16 protein-coding genes are annotated in these 17,647 nt (G+C 44.7%); 9 read left to right on the top strand and 7 right to left on the bottom strand.

Features of this window, described 5'->3' with window-relative positions:
- The first annotated feature begins 73 nt into the window (after positions 1-73).
- From M662_RS09905 to M662_RS09870, 8 genes are all read left to right on the top strand, one after another.
- The gene (locus tag M662_RS09905; RefSeq protein WP_026577402.1) at positions 74-919 is read left to right on the top strand and encodes a LysM peptidoglycan-binding and 3D domain-containing protein; all 846 of its coding nucleotides are present in this window, start codon (positions 74-76) and stop codon (positions 917-919) included.
- Between the two features lie 169 nt (positions 920-1,088).
- Positions 1,089-2,084, top strand: a complete 996-nt coding sequence (locus M662_RS09900) for a zinc-binding dehydrogenase (RefSeq protein ID WP_026577403.1) — start codon at positions 1,089-1,091, stop codon at positions 2,082-2,084.
- A 143-nt stretch (positions 2,085-2,227) separates the two neighbouring features.
- Positions 2,228-2,608, top strand: coding sequence for a PadR family transcriptional regulator (locus M662_RS09895; RefSeq protein WP_008640031.1), 381 nt, complete (start codon positions 2,228-2,230; stop codon positions 2,606-2,608).
- Positions 2,609-2,619: 11 nt separating this feature from the next.
- Entirely contained in the window at positions 2,620-3,609 is a 990-nt protein-coding gene (locus M662_RS09890) for an LLM class flavin-dependent oxidoreductase (protein WP_026577404.1), read from the top strand.
- Positions 3,610-3,692: 83 nt separating this feature from the next.
- A complete protein-coding gene (locus M662_RS09885; protein ID WP_008640034.1) occupies positions 3,693-3,779 on the top strand; it encodes a YjcZ family sporulation protein in 87 nt (28 codons plus the stop codon).
- Between the two features lie 125 nt (positions 3,780-3,904).
- Positions 3,905-4,777 carry a CvfB family protein gene (locus M662_RS09880; RefSeq protein WP_026577405.1) on the top strand — a complete coding sequence of 291 codons (873 nt, stop codon included), beginning with the start codon at positions 3,905-3,907 and terminating at the stop codon, positions 4,775-4,777.
- Positions 4,778-4,962: 185 nt separating this feature from the next.
- The gene (locus M662_RS09875; RefSeq protein ID WP_008640036.1) at positions 4,963-5,517 is read left to right on the top strand and encodes a nitroreductase family protein; all 555 of its coding nucleotides are present in this window, start codon (positions 4,963-4,965) and stop codon (positions 5,515-5,517) included.
- A 296-nt stretch (positions 5,518-5,813) separates the two neighbouring features.
- Positions 5,814-6,749 (top strand): exonuclease domain-containing protein, encoded by a 936-nt coding sequence (locus M662_RS09870; protein ID WP_152522193.1) that lies wholly within the window; start codon positions 5,814-5,816, stop codon positions 6,747-6,749.
- Positions 6,750-6,770: 21 nt separating this feature from the next.
- Here the strand turns inward: M662_RS09870 and M662_RS09865 are convergent, their stop codons facing one another.
- The 4 genes from M662_RS09865 to M662_RS09850 form a co-directional block, all read right to left on the bottom strand.
- Positions 6,771-7,304 carry a YiiX/YebB-like N1pC/P60 family cysteine hydrolase gene (locus tag M662_RS09865; protein ID WP_026577406.1) on the bottom strand — a complete coding sequence of 178 codons (534 nt, stop codon included), beginning with the start codon at positions 7,302-7,304 and terminating at the stop codon, positions 6,771-6,773.
- A 777-nt stretch (positions 7,305-8,081) separates the two neighbouring features.
- On the bottom strand, positions 8,082-9,245 hold the full coding sequence (locus M662_RS09860) for a glycosyltransferase family 4 protein (protein WP_062513464.1): 1,164 nt from the start codon (positions 9,243-9,245) through the stop codon (positions 8,082-8,084).
- 13 nt (positions 9,246-9,258) lie between these two features.
- Entirely contained in the window at positions 9,259-10,407 is a 1,149-nt protein-coding gene (locus tag M662_RS09855; protein WP_008638163.1) for an NAD-dependent epimerase/dehydratase family protein, read from the bottom strand.
- Positions 10,408-10,704: 297 nt separating this feature from the next.
- The gene (locus tag M662_RS09850) at positions 10,705-12,207 is read right to left on the bottom strand and encodes a flotillin family protein (RefSeq protein WP_026577407.1); all 1,503 of its coding nucleotides are present in this window, start codon (positions 12,205-12,207) and stop codon (positions 10,705-10,707) included.
- Positions 12,208-12,402: 195 nt separating this feature from the next.
- Between M662_RS09850 and M662_RS09845 the strand changes: the two genes are divergently transcribed.
- Positions 12,403-14,367, top strand: coding sequence for an AMP-binding protein (locus M662_RS09845; protein WP_026577408.1), 1,965 nt, complete (start codon positions 12,403-12,405; stop codon positions 14,365-14,367).
- A gap of 37 nt (positions 14,368-14,404) precedes the next feature.
- Here M662_RS09845 and M662_RS09840 read toward each other — a convergent pair whose 3' ends face one another.
- Genes M662_RS09840 through M662_RS09830 form a run of 3 tightly spaced genes read right to left on the bottom strand, consistent with a single transcriptional unit; the run spans position 14,405 to position 17,642 of the window.
- On the bottom strand, positions 14,405-15,934 hold the full coding sequence (locus M662_RS09840) for an acyl-CoA carboxylase subunit beta (RefSeq protein WP_026577409.1): 1,530 nt from the start codon (positions 15,932-15,934) through the stop codon (positions 14,405-14,407).
- 14 nt (positions 15,935-15,948) lie between these two features.
- Positions 15,949-16,731: an enoyl-CoA hydratase-related protein gene (locus tag M662_RS09835; protein WP_026577410.1), complete on the bottom strand. Its 783-nt coding sequence runs from the start codon at positions 16,729-16,731 to the stop codon at positions 15,949-15,951.
- Positions 16,731-17,642, bottom strand: coding sequence for a hydroxymethylglutaryl-CoA lyase (locus tag M662_RS09830; RefSeq protein ID WP_026577411.1), 912 nt, complete (start codon positions 17,640-17,642; stop codon positions 16,731-16,733). Before M662_RS09830 ends, M662_RS09835 begins: the two co-directional genes overlap by 1 nt.
- Between the last annotated feature and the right edge of the window lie 5 nt (positions 17,643-17,647).

Raw genomic sequence — 17,647 nt, 5'->3', positions numbered from 1 at the left:
TATTCTTGTAAATGTGACCTGATCACGGGGCAAGTACGAAGGTGATCGACCAAACAAGAGGAGGCAGAATCTCATGAAAAAAACCGTATTTTCTGTTGCAGCTACCGTAGCACTTACCGGTGCATTTGCGACATCTGTCAGTGCCGAAGAATATAGTATCAACAAGGGTGACACCCTTTGGAGTATTTCACAAAAACATAACGTATCTGTAAATGATTTGAAATCTTGGAACGGCTTGAATTCTAATATCATCTACCCTAATCAAACGTTAACAGTATCCAATGACGCAACGAACTCTACATCTCCTAAATCTTCGAACGCATCCACGTACACAGTGAAGTCCGGAGATACGTTGTTCGCCATTAGCCAAAAATTCAATATTTCCGTAGATCAGTTGATGGCGTGGAACAACCTATCTTCCACCCTCATTTACCCTGGTGACCAATTCAAAGTAGACGGTCAGGCATCTGTCCAGCCGAAAGCATCTGCTCCTAGCACAACGGAACAGCCGGAAGCAAGTGCGCCGAAAGAAACGAGCGCACCAAAAGAGGCAAGTGCACCTAAAGAGAGTACAAAAGAAGCTGTTCAGACAAACACTTCCAATAAAGGTACAAGCAATGATGTAGTTAAAGAAATCACTGCTTCTGCTACTGCTTACACAGCAAACTGTGCTGGATGCAGCGGTGTAACGGCAACAGGAATCGACTTGAAAGCAAATCCTGACCTTAAAGTAATCGCCGTTGACCCTAACGTTATCCCGCTTGGTTCTAAGGTGTATGTAGAAGGTTATGGTACAGCGATTGCTGGAGACACCGGCGGAGCAATCAACGGAAACAAAATTGATGTTTACATGAAGGATCGTGCTTCTGCACTTGATTTCGGACGCAAGACAGTAAAAGTTCAAGTTCTAGCTGACTAAAACGGAAGTGTTGCCCCTTCTTTTTACAGCTATCTTCTATCTTTTATAATATCAAGCCCTTTGTCTATCACCGACAAAGGGCTTTTTATTTTGGAGTCGATATAGTTGGATCCACGGTTCCTTCTTGGTAGACTAATAGCATCTTGACACGGAAAGGGGTACGTTAATTATGAAAGCAATTGTCCACGAACGAAAAGATGGTTTGGAAGGTCTTCAATATAAGGAAATGAATATGGAGCGGCCGACAGGTAAGGATGTATTAATTAAGGTACATACAGCAGGTATGAACAGAAGAGATGTAGCTGTGGTTACAAAGAGGCATAAAGGAACGGATGCGCCATTAATTCCCGGATCTGATGCCTCGGGAGTTATCGAAGCGGTTGGAGAGGATGTACAGCGATTTCGAGAGGGGGACGAAGTAGTTATTAATCCTGGTCTCGGTTGGGAAAAGAAAAGCGAATATCCTCCGGAAGGGTTTGAAATTGTAGGGTTGCCGGATCATGGAGCATTTGCTGAATATTACTGCTGTTCCGAAGCACACGTAGAAAAGAAACCGTCGCATCTATCTTTCGAAGAAGCCGGAGTTCTTCCATTAGCTGCTCTTACAGCCTACCGCGCTTTAGTGACCAGGGGGCAAATTAAAGCAGGTCAGACGGTGTTGTTACCCGGCATCGGAAGTGGTGTCCTTACCTTTGCTCTTAAATTCGCCAAAGCAAAAGGAGCTCGTGTTATCGTAACATCCCGTTCGAAAGAAAAGCTGGAGGCAGCGCTTGCGATCGGTGCAGATGCTGCAGTTATGACAGAAAGCGATTGGAAAGAGGAGCTCGCGGAAGAAACGATTGATTTGTCTATTGAAAGCATCGGCAAGGCTACATTCCATAAATCTTTGGAGGTCCTGAGAAAAGGAGGAACGCTTGTTACTTTTGGAGCGACGACGGAGGATGAAGTAACCATTGATATCCGGAAGTTTTTTTATGCTCAGCAAAACATTCTCGGATCAACCATGGGAAGTGCGGAGGAGTTCCGGGAAATGCTTTCATTCATTGAAGAGAATGACATTCATCCTCAGGTAGACAAGCTGTTTAAGCCCGATCAACCTGTTGAGGCATTTGAGTATTTAAAGAACAGCGGTAATTTCGGAAAAATCGGCTTTCGTTTTCAATAATCATCCCACTTAAAACTTAGTAGCAACTCCGAATGAAATAAAAAAACATACAATAAGCGAACGAATGTGCGTAATAGTCGACAAAAGACCCCTCATTTATTGTAAAATAGTAACAAGCAATGCAATCAATGGAGGTGGAACCATTGTCACACAAAAACAATCCGAAGCGATTCGCTTTGAACATGAGTGCTGCTCAGTTCACCAAGTTCTATATTATGCACCTTCTGCAACTCCGTCAACCGATGATCAGTGAGCATTTCAAGGCCGAATTTAAACAGTTGACCAACAATTGGGTACCGGCGCCTTCAACACTTCTCGACACCCTTCATGAAATGACAGAGCAGGGGTTATTATACCGGAAGGAAGACTATAAGTCACATGATCGGAAACGTCAGAAGGTGTATTGGTACAGCCTTACGGATGATGGGAAAGAAGAGTTCGACGTATTGAAGAAGAGATATAAACTTTTGTTTGAGGAACAGATTTTTATTTTGAAAAAGATTATGTCCGACGTTTACCGTTAGGAGGGGCACACATGAGGCTGAGTGTCTTAGATCAGAGTCCTATATCAAAAGGGCAGACAGCAGAAGAAGCGTTGCAGCAAACGATTCAGCTTGCCGTTCATACGGAACAACTGGGTTATCACCGTTATTGGGTAGCAGAACATCATAACACAAATGGCCTCGCGGGATCTTCACCGGAGATATTAATTGGTCAGATCGCGGCTTCTACGAGAAGGCTTCGGGTTGGATCTGGTGGAGTGCTCCTGCCGCAGTATAGTCCATTGAAAGTTGCTGAAACGTTCCGGGTATTGGAAGCATTCCATCCGGAGAGAATCGATCTTGGTGTCGGTCGTTCCCCTGGAGGTGGAAAAAGGACGAGGCTTGCTTTGACGGATGGAATGGAAAAACCGCTTCACTCGTTCTCCAGGCAGGTAAAGGAGCTGCAGCAGTTCCTTCATGGAGATATTCCTAAAGGACACGAGTATTATGGAGTTTCAGCTCGCCCTGCCACGAAGACAGTACCGTCTATGTGGGTACTCGGCTTGAGCGAGCGTGGAGCGAAGCACGCAGCGTTATATGGTACTGGATTTACGATGGGGCACTTTATCAGTCCTGATAAAGGGGAGGAAGCTGTTCGTACCTACAGAGAACGTTTTCGCCCCTCTAAGAGTTTAAAGATGCCGCAAGTAAACGTTTGTGTTTTCGTCGTTTGTGCAGACACGCAGGAAGAGGCAGAAAGACTGGCAGCAAGTCAGGATTTGTGGCTTCTTGAAGTGGAGAAAGGATTAGAAACGAGAATCGCTTCTGTAGAAGAAGCGAGCGCACGTACGTACACGGAGAAAGAGATGGAAAAGATTCGCAGCAACAGGCGTCGCTGCATCATAGGAGATCCTCACCATGTAAAAAGGGAGCTTGACCTTTTAGCAGAAAAATACGGAACGGAAGAATTCTTAGTGATTACCAATATCTATGACTTTAATAAGAAAAAGCGTTCCTATGAACTGTTGGCCGAACTAATGTAAACTATGCGCGGAACCCCTCTATTATTATTCACCCAAACCAATTCGCCCCTTTCTGCATATACAGTAGAAAGGGGGGATTTGGAATGAGTAAAGGATATGGTGGAGGATTCGCGTTGATTGTCGTATTGTTTATTCTCCTCATTATTGTAGGAGCTTCTTGGTGGTATTAATCACCAGCGTAGAGCGCGGCAAGTGCCGCGCTCTTTTCATTTGCGTTTACATAAAGAGCCCATTTTAAAACGGGGTAAGGTAAGCTATAATAGGGAGTATTATGTTTATAAAGGATGGCTATAAAATGAGTGAAAATAAAAATCTGGGAACCATACAAAAATTAGAGATCCTAAAAAAGATCACCGGCGGTTTTGCGGCCACTGACGGAACGAAGGAAATCATCATACCTGATGAAGAAATCCAGGGCGAGATGGAAATCGGTCAGATCGTTGATGCTTTTATTTACACGGATAAAAAAGGCACCGAGACAGCTACGATGGATATTCCGGATGTCACAAGGGATTCCTATGGATGGGCAGAAGTCGTCGAGTACATGGCTCCTATGGGGGTATTTGTCGATATCGGTCTTCAAGGTAAGGATATTCTCGTATCTTCCGATGAACTCCCGTTACTGAAATCCGCATGGCCGAAAGAAGGGGACTATTTGTTCGTCAGTCTGGAAACCGATAAAAAGGGTCGCCTTGTAGCAGAACCAATATCGGAACAAGAGGTCATGGACGATCTGGAGAAAGCGCCGGAAACGTTGATCAACCAGGAAGTGACCGCAAGAGTGTATAAAGCGACTAAATCAGGTTCAGCAGTCCTTACAGGAGAAGGGTACAGAGGCTTTATTCATCCCAGTGAGCGAAAGGAAGAGCCTCGGCTTGGACAAACAGTAACGGCAAGGGTAATCGACGTAAAGGATGATGGTACCATTAATCTGACTCTACGACCTTTGAAGCAGGAAAGCATGAAGGAAGATGCCGAGATCATTTATGATTTTCTCCAAGAAAACGATGGAGTCATGTTCCTAAATGATAAGAGCGATCCAGAAGCCATCCGGAATCAGTTCCAGATCAGCAAAGCAGCTTTCAAACGGGCGTTGGGACAGCTGCTGAAACAGTCCAAAATCGAGTTTAAAGATGGTAAAACTGTCATCAAACACCACTCGGAATAATACTTAGTAGCAACTCCGAACAATATAAAAAGAACTTCAATCATCCATAAGGATAAAGAAGTTCTTTTTTTTATGGAGATAAATATACATCTTTAAGTATCTTCAGTAGTTAAATGGATGCTTGACACTATAATTGAGAAGGATTATCATTATCTTTATCATAAACCAGATAAAGGGGAACAATAATGGAAACGACTAAATCAGATTTAGCAAAAATTATCAGGGAACGACGATCAGTAAAAACCGGCTACAACAATGAGCCTGTCCCTCAGGAATTAGTAAAGGAGCTTCTGGATGATGCCTGTTGGGCACCAACTCACGGCTTAAGGGAACCTTGGAGGTTTATCTACATACCAGAAGAAGAGAAAGAGGGGTTTGTTGAATCACTTGTTCAGACATTCCCTAAAGACATGCAGGAAAACAGGAGAAATTATTTCAGCCAGCCGACTGCCTTTTTAATTGCGGTTATGGAAGAGGACCCGCGACAGAAACAATGGGAAGAGAACTTTGGAGCAATCAGCTGCTTGCTTCAGAATTTCCAGCTGCTGGCATGGGAGAGAGGACTCGGAGTCGTATGGAAAACAAACCCGCAGATTCATGAGCCGAAAGTTCGTCGTTTATTAGGAGTCGAACAGGGAGAGAAGATTGTCGGATTCATCCACATGGGCTTTTTTGATCACGAACCAAAAACGAAAACGCGGACACCGATCGAACAAAAATGGAGCGTTTATAAAAATTAACACAAAAAACACATCGATTTGATGTGTTTTTTATTCGTTTCATGCCGAAAATGCCAAAAATGCGAAGGGGAGAACTAATGTTCGTGTTTCTTGTTCTTATATTTTGAATCAAAAGCGATCAAAACGACGCCTAGTGTTTCTCCAGGTCTTCCACGAGTTTCAGTTTGTGTGCACCCATATTTTTCACAATTCAGACTCCAGTGGCAAGGTCAAATTTATACAATAAGGCTTGATGATAGACGGGGAGGCTGTATTCATTTTATGATAGAGGTAAAACGTTAATAAAGGAGCATTTTATGAATTTTATCGCTCTCGATTTTGAAACAGCCAACAGAGAACGCTCTTCCGTTTGTTCCATCGGAATAGTTGAGTATGATAATGAAGAAATTGTTCAGGAGTATTACAGGCTCGTCCAACCGAAGAACAATTATTTCGCACCAATCAATATTCAAGTACACGGAATTACTCCGGAGGATGTAGCTGATGCCGATACGTTCGACATTCTTTGGGAAAGGGAGATAAAGCAGATGGTGGAAGGGAAGCTGGTGGTCGCTCATAATGCCCCGTTTGACATCGGCGTGCTTCGAGCTGTGCTCGATGCTTACCAACTTCCGTATCCTATGCTTGCATACAACTGTACCGTCAATATTGCAAAAAAAACATGGGATCTCCCAAAATACAAATTAAATGTCGTGGCTGACCACCTGGGCTTTGCTTTCCATCACCACCATGCCTTGGAAGACGCTAAAGCCTCCGCCTTTATCCTTCTTGAAGCAAAAAAAGAACTTGGCGCCGTAAACCTCAAAGACTTAATAGAAAAGACGGGGACAACAAATGGCATGATTTTCGACGGTGGATATGAACCGGCCCGGATCAACAAACGAAAAAAGGCCAGGAAATCTACTGGCCATACATTTGCTGCAGCAACCAAAGAAATAAATCACAATCACCCGTATGCCGGTTGTACGATTGCTTTTACAGGGAGATTAAATGGGTTGAAAAGACAAGACGCAGTAGAACAAATCAAACGTGCAGGAGCCGTTTGGCACCCTCAGATTGAGTCAACAACCAATTATGTAGTGGTGGGATCTAAAACGTATGATAACTATTTAAATGGAGAAAAAACAACAAAACTTGAACGAGCTGAACAGCTGTTAAGTCAGGGAGCATCCATAGAAATACTACCCGAGACCGTTTTCATGAACGAGTTAAACAAAAACGCTACTGTGTAACGCTTCACAGCAGCGTTTTTGTTATGTCAAACGTTCCATTCGAAGAAAATACCGGCTGTCTTTTAAGACTTGTGGATGAACAGCAACAGCGAGCTTCGGCTGTCTTCCCAGGTTAATCCCGGCACCGTAATAATACGCCTGCCAGACAATCTTACTGCAATACTGCTGGTGACTTCGGCTTCCTAGAGTCGTGATGATTGTGTAGTCTGCAGGTGTATGATTGGGATAGTGAGTATCAATATACTGCGCAGCACGCAGGCCCGCATCTTTTTGTTTCGGTTTGTACCGTTCGATTCCACGAAATTTTTGTAAGTAATACGGAAGAGGATCTCGGATAATTCCTGCAGGCACAGAATGAACCACATGATTATCTCCAGTTACGATGCCCACATGTCCGATATAAAATGATTCTTTCTTACCAATCGGGGAGAACAACAAATCACCAGGTTCTACCAAAGAAGCATCGAGTCGGCAGCAGCTGGAGGGGTTCTTAGAAATATATCTAATTATGAACACCAGAACTGCTAAAAGGGAAAATAACAATCGTTTTTTCATGGAATCGTTCCTTTAACTTATGATTTCTTTTAGAGTACTTCATCGCCAGTAGAAAAACAAAGGGAATGAAAGATGCTAAGTGCCAAAAATACCACCCCCGGAACAAATGTTCGCAAATCATTCTTATAGCAGTTAACCAACAAAGAGAGAAGACAAATGACTCGCTTACTTATTTTAATAATATTCTTAGTTTACATAATATATATTATACTGAGTCATTTAAAATAATGACTTTCCGTCTCAATAACTAAGTATACTTTTGATATTGAGACAATACAGATAAAAAATGTACAGATCCAAAATTGCATCAATTACTGGTTTTACTTTGTTAAACCACACAATTTGTTCATATTGTGTTTTTTTCGTATTACTCATCTGCTTTGTTTTTCTTCCATGAATCAGTTGATCGTTCCTTGTTAACCAAGCAATGATCATGACGTTGCACTTATTAGTTATTCCGTCTATAGATCATCTTTATGACTGCTATACAAAATCCACGTTCATACTTCCTCATTTATTCATTGCTTTTTTCTTTAGAATCCAGTAAAGTTTTAATTCGGCTGCCTAGTTTTCCAGCCTTTTATTTCACGTATGCCGGGTCTTTTTTCATTTTATTGAGTGTTTTATATTTTTCTTTCGGAGTTGCTACTAAGTTGTAAGTTAGAATCTTAAACGACTTTTGTTTTGTATTTCCACGAACTTATGTTCCGTTGTTGATTGTATCATTCTTCAGGTTCGGAGTTGCTACTAAGTTTCAATGAAAAAAGTCACAGAGTATTACTCTGTGACTTTCATTTTGGTTTTTTTGGACGATGGACTTTCGTTCTCGTTGAAAACTTTTATCGTTTCATAATAGTAATCAAGAATTTGTTCCGATGGTTTCTGCCAGCTGTATTTCTCTGCTTCAGCTCTTGCGTTGCTGCACAGTTCTTCATACAGATCATCATCTTCCAGGCGCTTAATAGCAGCGATCATGCTTTCTGTATTCTCATTTTCAAACAGCAGGCCTGTTCTGCCGTCTTCTACCTGTTCCATGGTAGGCCCGCTCTTCGCTGCAACAACCGGCAGCCCGGAAGCCATCGCTTCAAGAATAACCAACCCGAGCGTCTCTGTTACAGATGGGAAAATTAAAGCATCCGATGAAGCAAACGCTTGAGCAAGTTCCTCTCCGTGGAGCAACCCTGTAAACACCGTATTGGTCCCTTCAAACGTCTTTTCCAGCTGGTCTTTGACAGGCCCTTCCCCTACGATGGCAAGCGATATATCGTCCCTTGATTCAAGTAAAGGCTTCAGCTTATGGATCTCCTTCTCAGGCGCCAGTCGCCCTACGAAAACAAGAAGCTTATTCTCCGTATTACCGTCGGAAAGCCTTTCTCTCATCGCAGAAGTCCGATGCCGCGGATGATAGTGATCCACAGCCACCCCCCGATCCCAAACACTTACGTTATGGAACTTCTTATCGTCAAGCTCCTGTTTGATCGCTCTCGATGTACATAAATTGACATCTGCATAGTTGTGCAGCTTCCTGAAATACCACCATACGAGCGGCTTGAATGGATAAAGCCTGTAATAATCAAGATACTTCGGTACATGGGTATGATAGGATGCAATCAACGGGTAGTTTAATTTGTCCGCATAATACACCCCTGAGACCCCGACGAGGGCCGGATTAACGACGTGGACGAGGTCTGGGTCATGTTTGATAAGCAGATCCTTTACGCGTCGCTGCGGGAGCGAAAACTCTTTGGATCTGTAAAAAGGCATGGTTGTCGGTTTAACCCCTTCGACAATCGCCCCTTCATATTCTGTCACTCCAAGATCCGGAGCAATGACTATGACTTCATGCTCTTGGTTGATCAGGTATTTGATTGCTTCCTTTAATCTTGTTACGACTCCATCCGTGGATGGAAGGAATGTTTCGGTAATAATGGCGATTTTCAAAGCGGAAAACTCCCTACTTCCAAGTAATGGACGGCAATACGTTCTCTTTAATAATACGGTCTTTATGTTCGATCGCTGTTTTAAGAATGCCCCGGATGACATCATCTGTCAGGAGGTGCGGTTCCAGACCCAAGTCTTTCAGTTTCGTATTCACCGCATTGTAATAATGGTCTTCATTCTCTATTCGCGGGTTTTCAATCTGTTGGACATTTGTGTTCAGTCCTTCTTCTTTCGCTATCTGCTGGACACGTTCCGCAAGCTCCATGACGGAAAACCACTCTGTGAACTGGTTGAATACACGGAATTCTCCTTTGTCAGCAGGGTTCTCTGCTGCAATTTCCACACAGCGGACGGTATCCTCGATGTTAAGGAAAGCCCTTGTCTGCCCTCCGCTTCCATACACCGTCAAATCATGACCAATTGCTGCCTGGTTGATAAAACGGTTAAGAGCCGTACCGAAGACGCCGTCATAGTCTACTCGGTTCACAAGCAGCGGATCAAGCGCCGTCTCCTTGGTATGTAGACCGTAAACAATGCCCTGATTCAAGTCTGTCGCACGGATTCCCCAAATCTTACACGCAAACATGATGTTATGGCTGTCGTGCACTTTGGACAAGTGATAGAAAGAACCCGGCTGTTTCGGGTAAGGAAGCAGGTCTTTACGTCCTTTATGTTCTATTTCAATATATCCTTCTTCTATATCAATATTCGGTGTTCCGTATTCACCCATCGTGCCGAGTTTAATCAGATGGCACTCCGGTGCAAATTCTTTAATGGCATACAGCACGTTTAAGTTACCGATGACATTGTTTGATTGAGTATAGACCGCATGTTCGCGGTCAATCATGGAATAAGGCGCGGACCGCTGTTCGGCGAAATGCACAAAAGCTTCCGGCTCTGTCTGACGGAATACTTCGCTCAGGAAATCGTAATGATTCAAATCCCCGATAAATGTCTTGATTTCTTTACCGGTCACTTCTTTCCACTTCGCTACCCGTTCTTCCAGAGTGGCGATTGGTGTCACGGAATTGGACCGCAGCTCATCGTCATATTTCCTGCGTACTAAATTATCTACGATGGTTACATCATGACCTTGCTTGGATAGGTATAATGCTGTCGGCCAACCGCAAAAACCGTCTCCCCCTGCTACAATAATTCTCATAATCCTACCTCCTAGTAACATCTAGCATACTCGTATTCCTTTTTGCGCAGTAAACCTTCCGATGCACCTTTCATGTGCACCTAAGGTCTCTACGTTTTTGACTTTACCATTAATTCAATTTTGAAACAATTAATTACTGGCTAAGTATTTGTGAACTATGTAAGAAATAAAAGACCATGCTGTTTATATGCCTGAGAATTATAATACCCCAACCGGTCTATCCCTTAAACGTATCTATTAGGAAAAACAAGTAAAAGAAAGACGCATAGACCTTTCCAGATCTGTGCGCCTCTCTTTTTAATGCTGATTTGCATCATCTTCTGTTTTCTTCTCTCGTTCTGACGGCTGATTCGATTCGTCTTCCCTTTCTTCCTTTGCAGCAGCCGCTTCTTTGTACTTCTCTTCCTCTTTATGAAAGGAATGGACAGCACCTCTGGACACATAACTCTCCAGCATCGCCTTCAAATCCATCCCGGTCGTTTCCTTCAGTGATTCCTGAATACCGAGCATCGTAGACGTAACACTGCTGGCAACTTTTGCAGTGCCGCCTTTGCTGTCCTGTCCCCCCATATCAATCACTTTCATATCTTTGATTTGACTGAGCGGCTGAGAAACTTTTTCTGCGTATTCTGGAAGAACGTTAATCAGCATTTCCATTATGGCCGCTTCTCCGTAATGCTCCATTGCTTTCGCCATTCGTTCTTTCGACTCCGCTTCTGCAATTCCGCGTTGACGAATGACTTCTGCTTCTGATTCCCCTTTAATTCTTTCATTATCCGCTTCCGCCTGAGCCCGTTTTGTTACTTCATAAGCCTCTGCATCTGCAATCGACCGTCTCCGTTTGTTTTCTTCCGCTTCTAATTCAACGGCTCGTTTTTTCTCAATATACTGGACTTGGAGCTCTTCTTCTTTGATCTGCTGAGCGAGCTTTTGACGTTCCAGTTCTCCTGCCTGCTCTGCATTCGCTTTGGCGCGGTTTGTTTCCTTCTCAAATTCTGCTTCTTTGATATCTTTTTCTTTTCTTGACTCTGCAACAGCAGTCAAACGGCGGTTTTCTTCATCCTGCGCTTCCTGGTCATTCTTCGCCTGATAGATGCGTGTTTCTTTCGTTGCATCGGATTCAGCCATGTTGGCTTTTTTCTGCACTTCCGCAATATGAGGACGCCCCAGTGCATCTATGTAACCATTCTCCACATCTACATCCTCGACGTCATTCAAGGCGAATGAAGTGATTTCGAACCCCATTCCCTTTAAATCAGACTCTGCAATTTTCTTCACTTGTGTATTAACTTCTTTGAAGTCGTTATAGATTTTTTCAATAGGAAGGGAGGCAATGATGGAACGAAGATGTCCGTTTAAGACGTCTTTTAGCTCCTCTTCCCTTTCTTTTTGCTTTTTCCCTAAAAACTTCTCGGCAAAATTGGCCATAATTGCAAGTTCGCTTCCGATACTGATGACGGCTGTACTTGCCACCCGAACCGGAATCCCTTCTTTTGTGTAAGCTTTTTCTGAGTTTACCTGCAGCTGGAAGGATGTAAGATCAATAGGCGTTGCGGTTTGGAACATTCTAAGCCGGTAGCCTCCGCCACGGATGATCTTGACGGACCTCCCGTTATCGTCTTCAAACACATTCTTCTCCTGCTCCGGGTCCCCGAGCTTCGGTCCTGTAACAATCAGTGCTTCATTGGAACTCGCTGTCTTGTAACGCAGGCGGAAAATAATCAGGGTAATGATCCCCGCTATAATGGCGATGATACCGACAACCCCAAGTATCAACAAAGTAATTGCTCCTTCAAACATCTTTCTCTCTCCTTTATTGTACATTTGTCATTCGTGGATAAATATCCCATGACTTTTCCCACCGTATAGAAAATGATAGAAATTTTCAACCTTTTCCAAGGAATTATTTGTGAAAAATGCGCAAACATTCCTCCACCCTTATTAATCATGTATAATAAAAAGAAAGACAATTCTGAATTCTGGGGGTTTTTGCTTATGTCCAAGCACGAAAATGTATGGATGCCTGATCCCACACAGGCTGAATCTACCCGGTTATTCCAATGGATGAAAAAACTTGGATTTACTGATTATGACTCTTTTCACCAAAAGTCTGTAGAAGACCCCGACTGGTTCTGGAAAGAAGTTGTAAACGAGCTTGGAGTGGAGTGGTACACCCCATTTAAGAAAACGCTGGATCTCTCCGCCGGTCCTGCGTTCCCGAAATGGTTTGATGGTGGTATAATGAATGTCGCTCATTTGGCTTTGGATCGATGGGCAGGGAACCCTTTTAAGAAGAACGCTGTCGCTCTCTACTGGGAAGGTGATGATGGTGTGCGCCTTTCTTATACGTACCAAGAGCTCCATGACGAAGTGAACCGCATTGCAAATGGTTTGAATAGTCTTGGAATCACACAAGGAGACAATGTCCTTCTGTACATGCCGATGATTCCCGAAACAGTGATTGCCATGCTCGCCCTGTCCAAAACAGGCGCCGTTTTCTCACCAGCATTCTCCGGTTACAAGGAAGAAGCACTTCTGTCTAGATTAAAGGCTTCCAAGGCAAAAGCTCTCATTACTGCGGATGGTTTCTTCCGGCGCGGCAAATCGATTCGAATGAAAGACGAAGCAGACCTTGCTGCTGATCATTGTCCTTCCCTTGAACACATTATTGTTGTAGAAAGGACAGGTATAGAAATCGACTGGAATCCTTACAGGGATGTACAGTGGTCTTCTTTAAGGAAAAATGGTAACGCTTTCAAAACAGAACCCATGCATGCAGACGATCCTTTTATGATTATTTATACGTCAGGAACGACTGGAAAACCAAAAGGAGCTGTCCATTCTCACGCCGGTTTTCCGATAAAAGCGGCATTTGACGCAGGTATCTGTATGGATGTCCGAGCAGGGGACACGGTGTTCTGGTACACGGATATGGGATGGATGATGGGGCCTTTTCTCGTCTATGGAGGCCTGATTAACGGAGCTTCCGTCGTCCTTTTCGAAGGAACACCGGACTATCCCGCCCCCTCACGGTTATGGGAACTGGTTGAACGGTACAAGGTGACTCACTTAGGGATATCCCCCACTCTCGTCCGTTCGTTAATGAGGCACGGGAAAGAGTGGCTGCGACAACATGATAAAACCTCTTTGAAGCTCATTGCATCCACTGGAGAACCATGGAATCCCGATCCCTGGCACTGGCTGTTTAAGCATGCCGGTCAGAAAAAAGTACCGATCTTCAACTATTCCGGCGGTACGGAAATTTCGGGAGGGATTTTAGGAAATGTATTGATCAAGCCGATTCAACCGGTCACGTTCAATGCAGCACTTCCAGGTATGGATGCGGATGTATGGAATGAGCGAGGGGAATCTGTAACGAATGAAGTAGGAGAGCTGGTTATCAAAACTCCGTGGGTAGGGATGACAAATAGTTTTTATCAAGATGATAAACGTTACCTATCCACTTACTGGAACCGTTTTAAAGACACGTGGGTCCACGGAGACTGGGCTTTAAAAGATGAAAAAGGTTATTTTACCATTACCGGGCGATCGGATGATGTCCTCAATGTAGCCGGGAAAAGGCTCGGTCCTGCTGAAGTCGAATCGGTCCTTGTTGATCACGAGGCCGTTAGTGAAGCAGGTGTCATCGGGGTCCCGCATGCAATCAAAGGAGAAGAGCCTGTCGCCTTCGTCATCTTGTCCCCCTTGTACGAAGAAGGAGATGTCCTTTTAGAAGAATTGCAGCTATATATGGAAAGGAAACTTGGCAAAGCGCTTGCCCCGAAGCGCATGCATTTCGTCAAAGATTTACCAAAAACGAGAAATGCGAAAGTGATGAGAAGGGCCATCAAATCCGCATATTTGAATCATTCATCCGGTGATTTGAGTGCGCTTGAAAATCCGGATACGGTCGAAGAAATAAGGAAGATCGGTGCTTCCCATTTGAATGAGAGAGAATAAAAAAAGCCCCTGGTCCAAGAAGGATCAGGGGCTTTTTTTAAACGGGATAAACACCGTGCTTTCTTTCTGTGAAGATGATGTCCTTTCGTTCGTAAGCCTGGAAACGAATAGCCAAGGCAGAACGAAGTGCATCCGGTTCCACTATATCATCTATGATCATTTCAGATGCCAGTCTGTATACATCAATGTTCTCCTTATACTCCTGCTGCTTTTCCTGAATAAAAGCGGGACGGTCCTCTTCCGGAAGTTCCGCTATTTTGTTTGCATACACAGCGTTCACGGCTGCTTCCGGTCCCATGACGGCAATTTGAGCAGACGGAAGAGCAAGACATGCATCCGGTTCAAACGCAGGACCTGCCATAGCATACAATCCCGCACCATATGCTTTTCTTACAATCACTGATATTTTAGGAACGGTCGCTTCACTCATGGCAGACAGCATTTTGGCCCCGTGCCGGATGATTCCGGCGCGTTCCACCTTTGTTCCGATCATGAAGCCTGGAATATCGGCAAGAAAGAGAAGGGGTATATGGAACGCATCACATAGCTGAATGAACTTAGCAGCTTTATCTGCAGAATCAGGAAACAGGACACCGCCTTTTGCACGCGGCTGGTTGGCAATCACACCGACACTTCTTCCTTCGATTCGTGCGAGACCTGTAATGAGTTCGGGCGCAAACTTCTTTTTGATTTCACAGAAAGAACCTTCATCAATCAACCTGTCTATCAGCTGATACATATCAAAGGGCGCATTTTGATTGGAAGGGATCAAGTCACCGATGGATTTGTCAAAGTCTCCCGGTGCAAGTGGCGTCTTTTTCTTCGGCCGCTCCTTATGGCTCTGCGGGAAGTAGCTTAAATAGTCCCTTGCAAATTGGACAGCTTCCGATTCATCTTTGGCGAGAACATCGCCACAACCGGAAACCGAACAGTGCATTCTTGCCCCGCCCATTTCTTCCAATGACACTTTCTCACCGATAACTTTCTCTGCCATTCTCGGGGATCCAAGATACATAGAAGCATTACCATCGACCATGACAACGATGTCGCAGAAAGCCGGGATATAAGCCCCACCTGCTGCAGATGGACCGAAGAGAAGGCAGACCTGCGGGACACGACCGCTCAATTTTATTTGATTGTGAAAAATTCTACCGGCTCCGCGTCTGTTCGGAAACATATCGATTTGATCTGTAATACGTGCTCCTGCGGAATCAACGAGATACAGCATCGGCAGATTAAGTTTCATTGCTGTTTCCTGGATGCGTATGATCTTCTCTACCGTTCGTGCCCCCCACGAGCCTGCCTTCACAGTTGAATCGTTAGCCATCACACAGACATCTTCGCCGTTAATTTTTCCTATTCCCGTCACAACACCGTCCGCAGGGAGTGATTCGTCCATACAGTTTGCAAAGAAAGCATCTTCCACATCGATATCGTCGTCAAAAAGCAGCCTCAGGCGTTCACGGACGAACAATTTCCCCTTTTGGGCATTTTTTTCATGATACTTTTCCGCCCCGCCTGCCTTAATCCGCTGCTTATTTTCTTTCCACGTTTTTTCATTGGGCATCGTCTTCTCCACGTTTATTCTCCTTTATAATCCGGCTTCCTTTTTTCTTTAAATGCATTCAACCCTTCCAGGCGGTCTTTGGTGGGAATGGTTACTTCGTAGCAGGAGTGTTCGATTTTCAAGCCGGCTTCCAGATCTGCATCCAGCCCTTCCTGAATCGCTTTTTTTGCCTGTTTCAGTGCTGTTGGTGCATTGCGTGCGATGGCACAGGCGAAATCTTTTGCTTCAGATAATAAGAACTGCGGCTCATACACATATTCGACAAGACCGATGGCGTGAGCTTTATCCGCCTCCACCGGCTTTGCAGAGTAGATCATAGCTTTTGCTTTCCCTGGTCCGATAAGGCGGGGCAGGCGCTGCGTACCTCCCGCGCCCGGAATGATGGCAAGCGACGTTTCCGTCAACCCTGCTTTTGCAGAACTGCTCATAAACCGGATATCGCAGGCAAGAGCAAGCTCAAGCCCGCCTCCATAAGCAGCACCGTTCATTACTGCAATCGTTGGAATGGACAACGTTTCCAGAAGTCGAAACGTACTGCCGATCTTCTTCACTGCCGCCAGTACCTCTTTTTCGCCCATTTCCGCCCGTTCTTTCAAATCAGCGCCTGCGGAGAATGCTTTGTTTCCGCTCCCTGTTATTAAAAGCACACGTATCTCCGGCCGCCGCTGAATATCTTTGAGCGTTTCTTCCAATTCATCCAATAACCCGCTGGAAAGGGCATTGGCACTCGATGGTCTGTTTAATGTCAGCAGATACACATGGGTATCCAAAGCCTCCAGTTTCGTGAACGTATCCATCAACCTACCTCCTCTTTAGCGGCTATCTGTCTTTGATGGCTCGGCAGACGTTTTCCGAGCTCTTGCTCAAGGAAGGCGGCTGCCTTCCTTAGTTTTTCTTCATTAATTCCCGTCTCGATCCCCATACGATGAAGCATGTGAACGAGGTCATCTGTTGCAAGATTTCCTGAAGCTCCCTCGGCATAGGGACATCCACCAAGCCCGCCGAGAGATGCATCAAAGATGGTGATTCCATGTTGAAGAGCCACCGTCACATTTGCAAGCGCCATTCCGTTGGTATTATGAAAATGAAGCGCCGTATGTTCCAAAGAGACTCTCTCTTTCATGTACTCAAGAAAAAGGTCGACCTGCTTCGGATCGGCCGTCCCGATGGTATCGCCAAGAGATATTTCGTCCACCCCCATCTTCAAAAGTGTCTTTGCGACTGCTGCTGTCCGCTCGAATGGGACATGTCCTTCATAAGGGCAACCGAATACACAAGAAATATAACCCCTTACCTTTTTTCCTTCCTGCTTGGACTCTGTGATGACTTCTTGCAGAACAGGATACGTCTCGTTGATGGTTTTGTTGATATTCTTTTTATTGTGTGTTTCACTCGCCGACATAAAGACAGCTACTTCATCGACACCGTTATCCAGCGCTTTGCGCAACCCCTTTACATTCGGAACGAGAGCAGCGTAGGTCGTTCCGGGATTTCTGTCGATGGACCGCGCCACTATATCAGCATCCTTCAGTTGTGGAATCCACTTCGGATGAACGAAAGAACTGAATTCAATATATTCATACCCGGCAGCAGAAAGAAGATTTATCCATTCCACCTTCCGCTCCCATGGAACCTCTACCGCTTCATTCTGTAACCCGTCGCGCGGACCGACTTCCTTTATCTTTACTTTCTCAGGGAATGAGATCATAGGAC

The sequence above is a fragment of the Bacillus sp. SB49 genome (assembly GCF_000469135.2).
Lineage (GTDB): Bacteria > Bacillota > Bacilli > Bacillales > Halobacillaceae > Halobacillus.
This window is presented reverse-complemented; position numbering and strand designations above follow the sequence as displayed.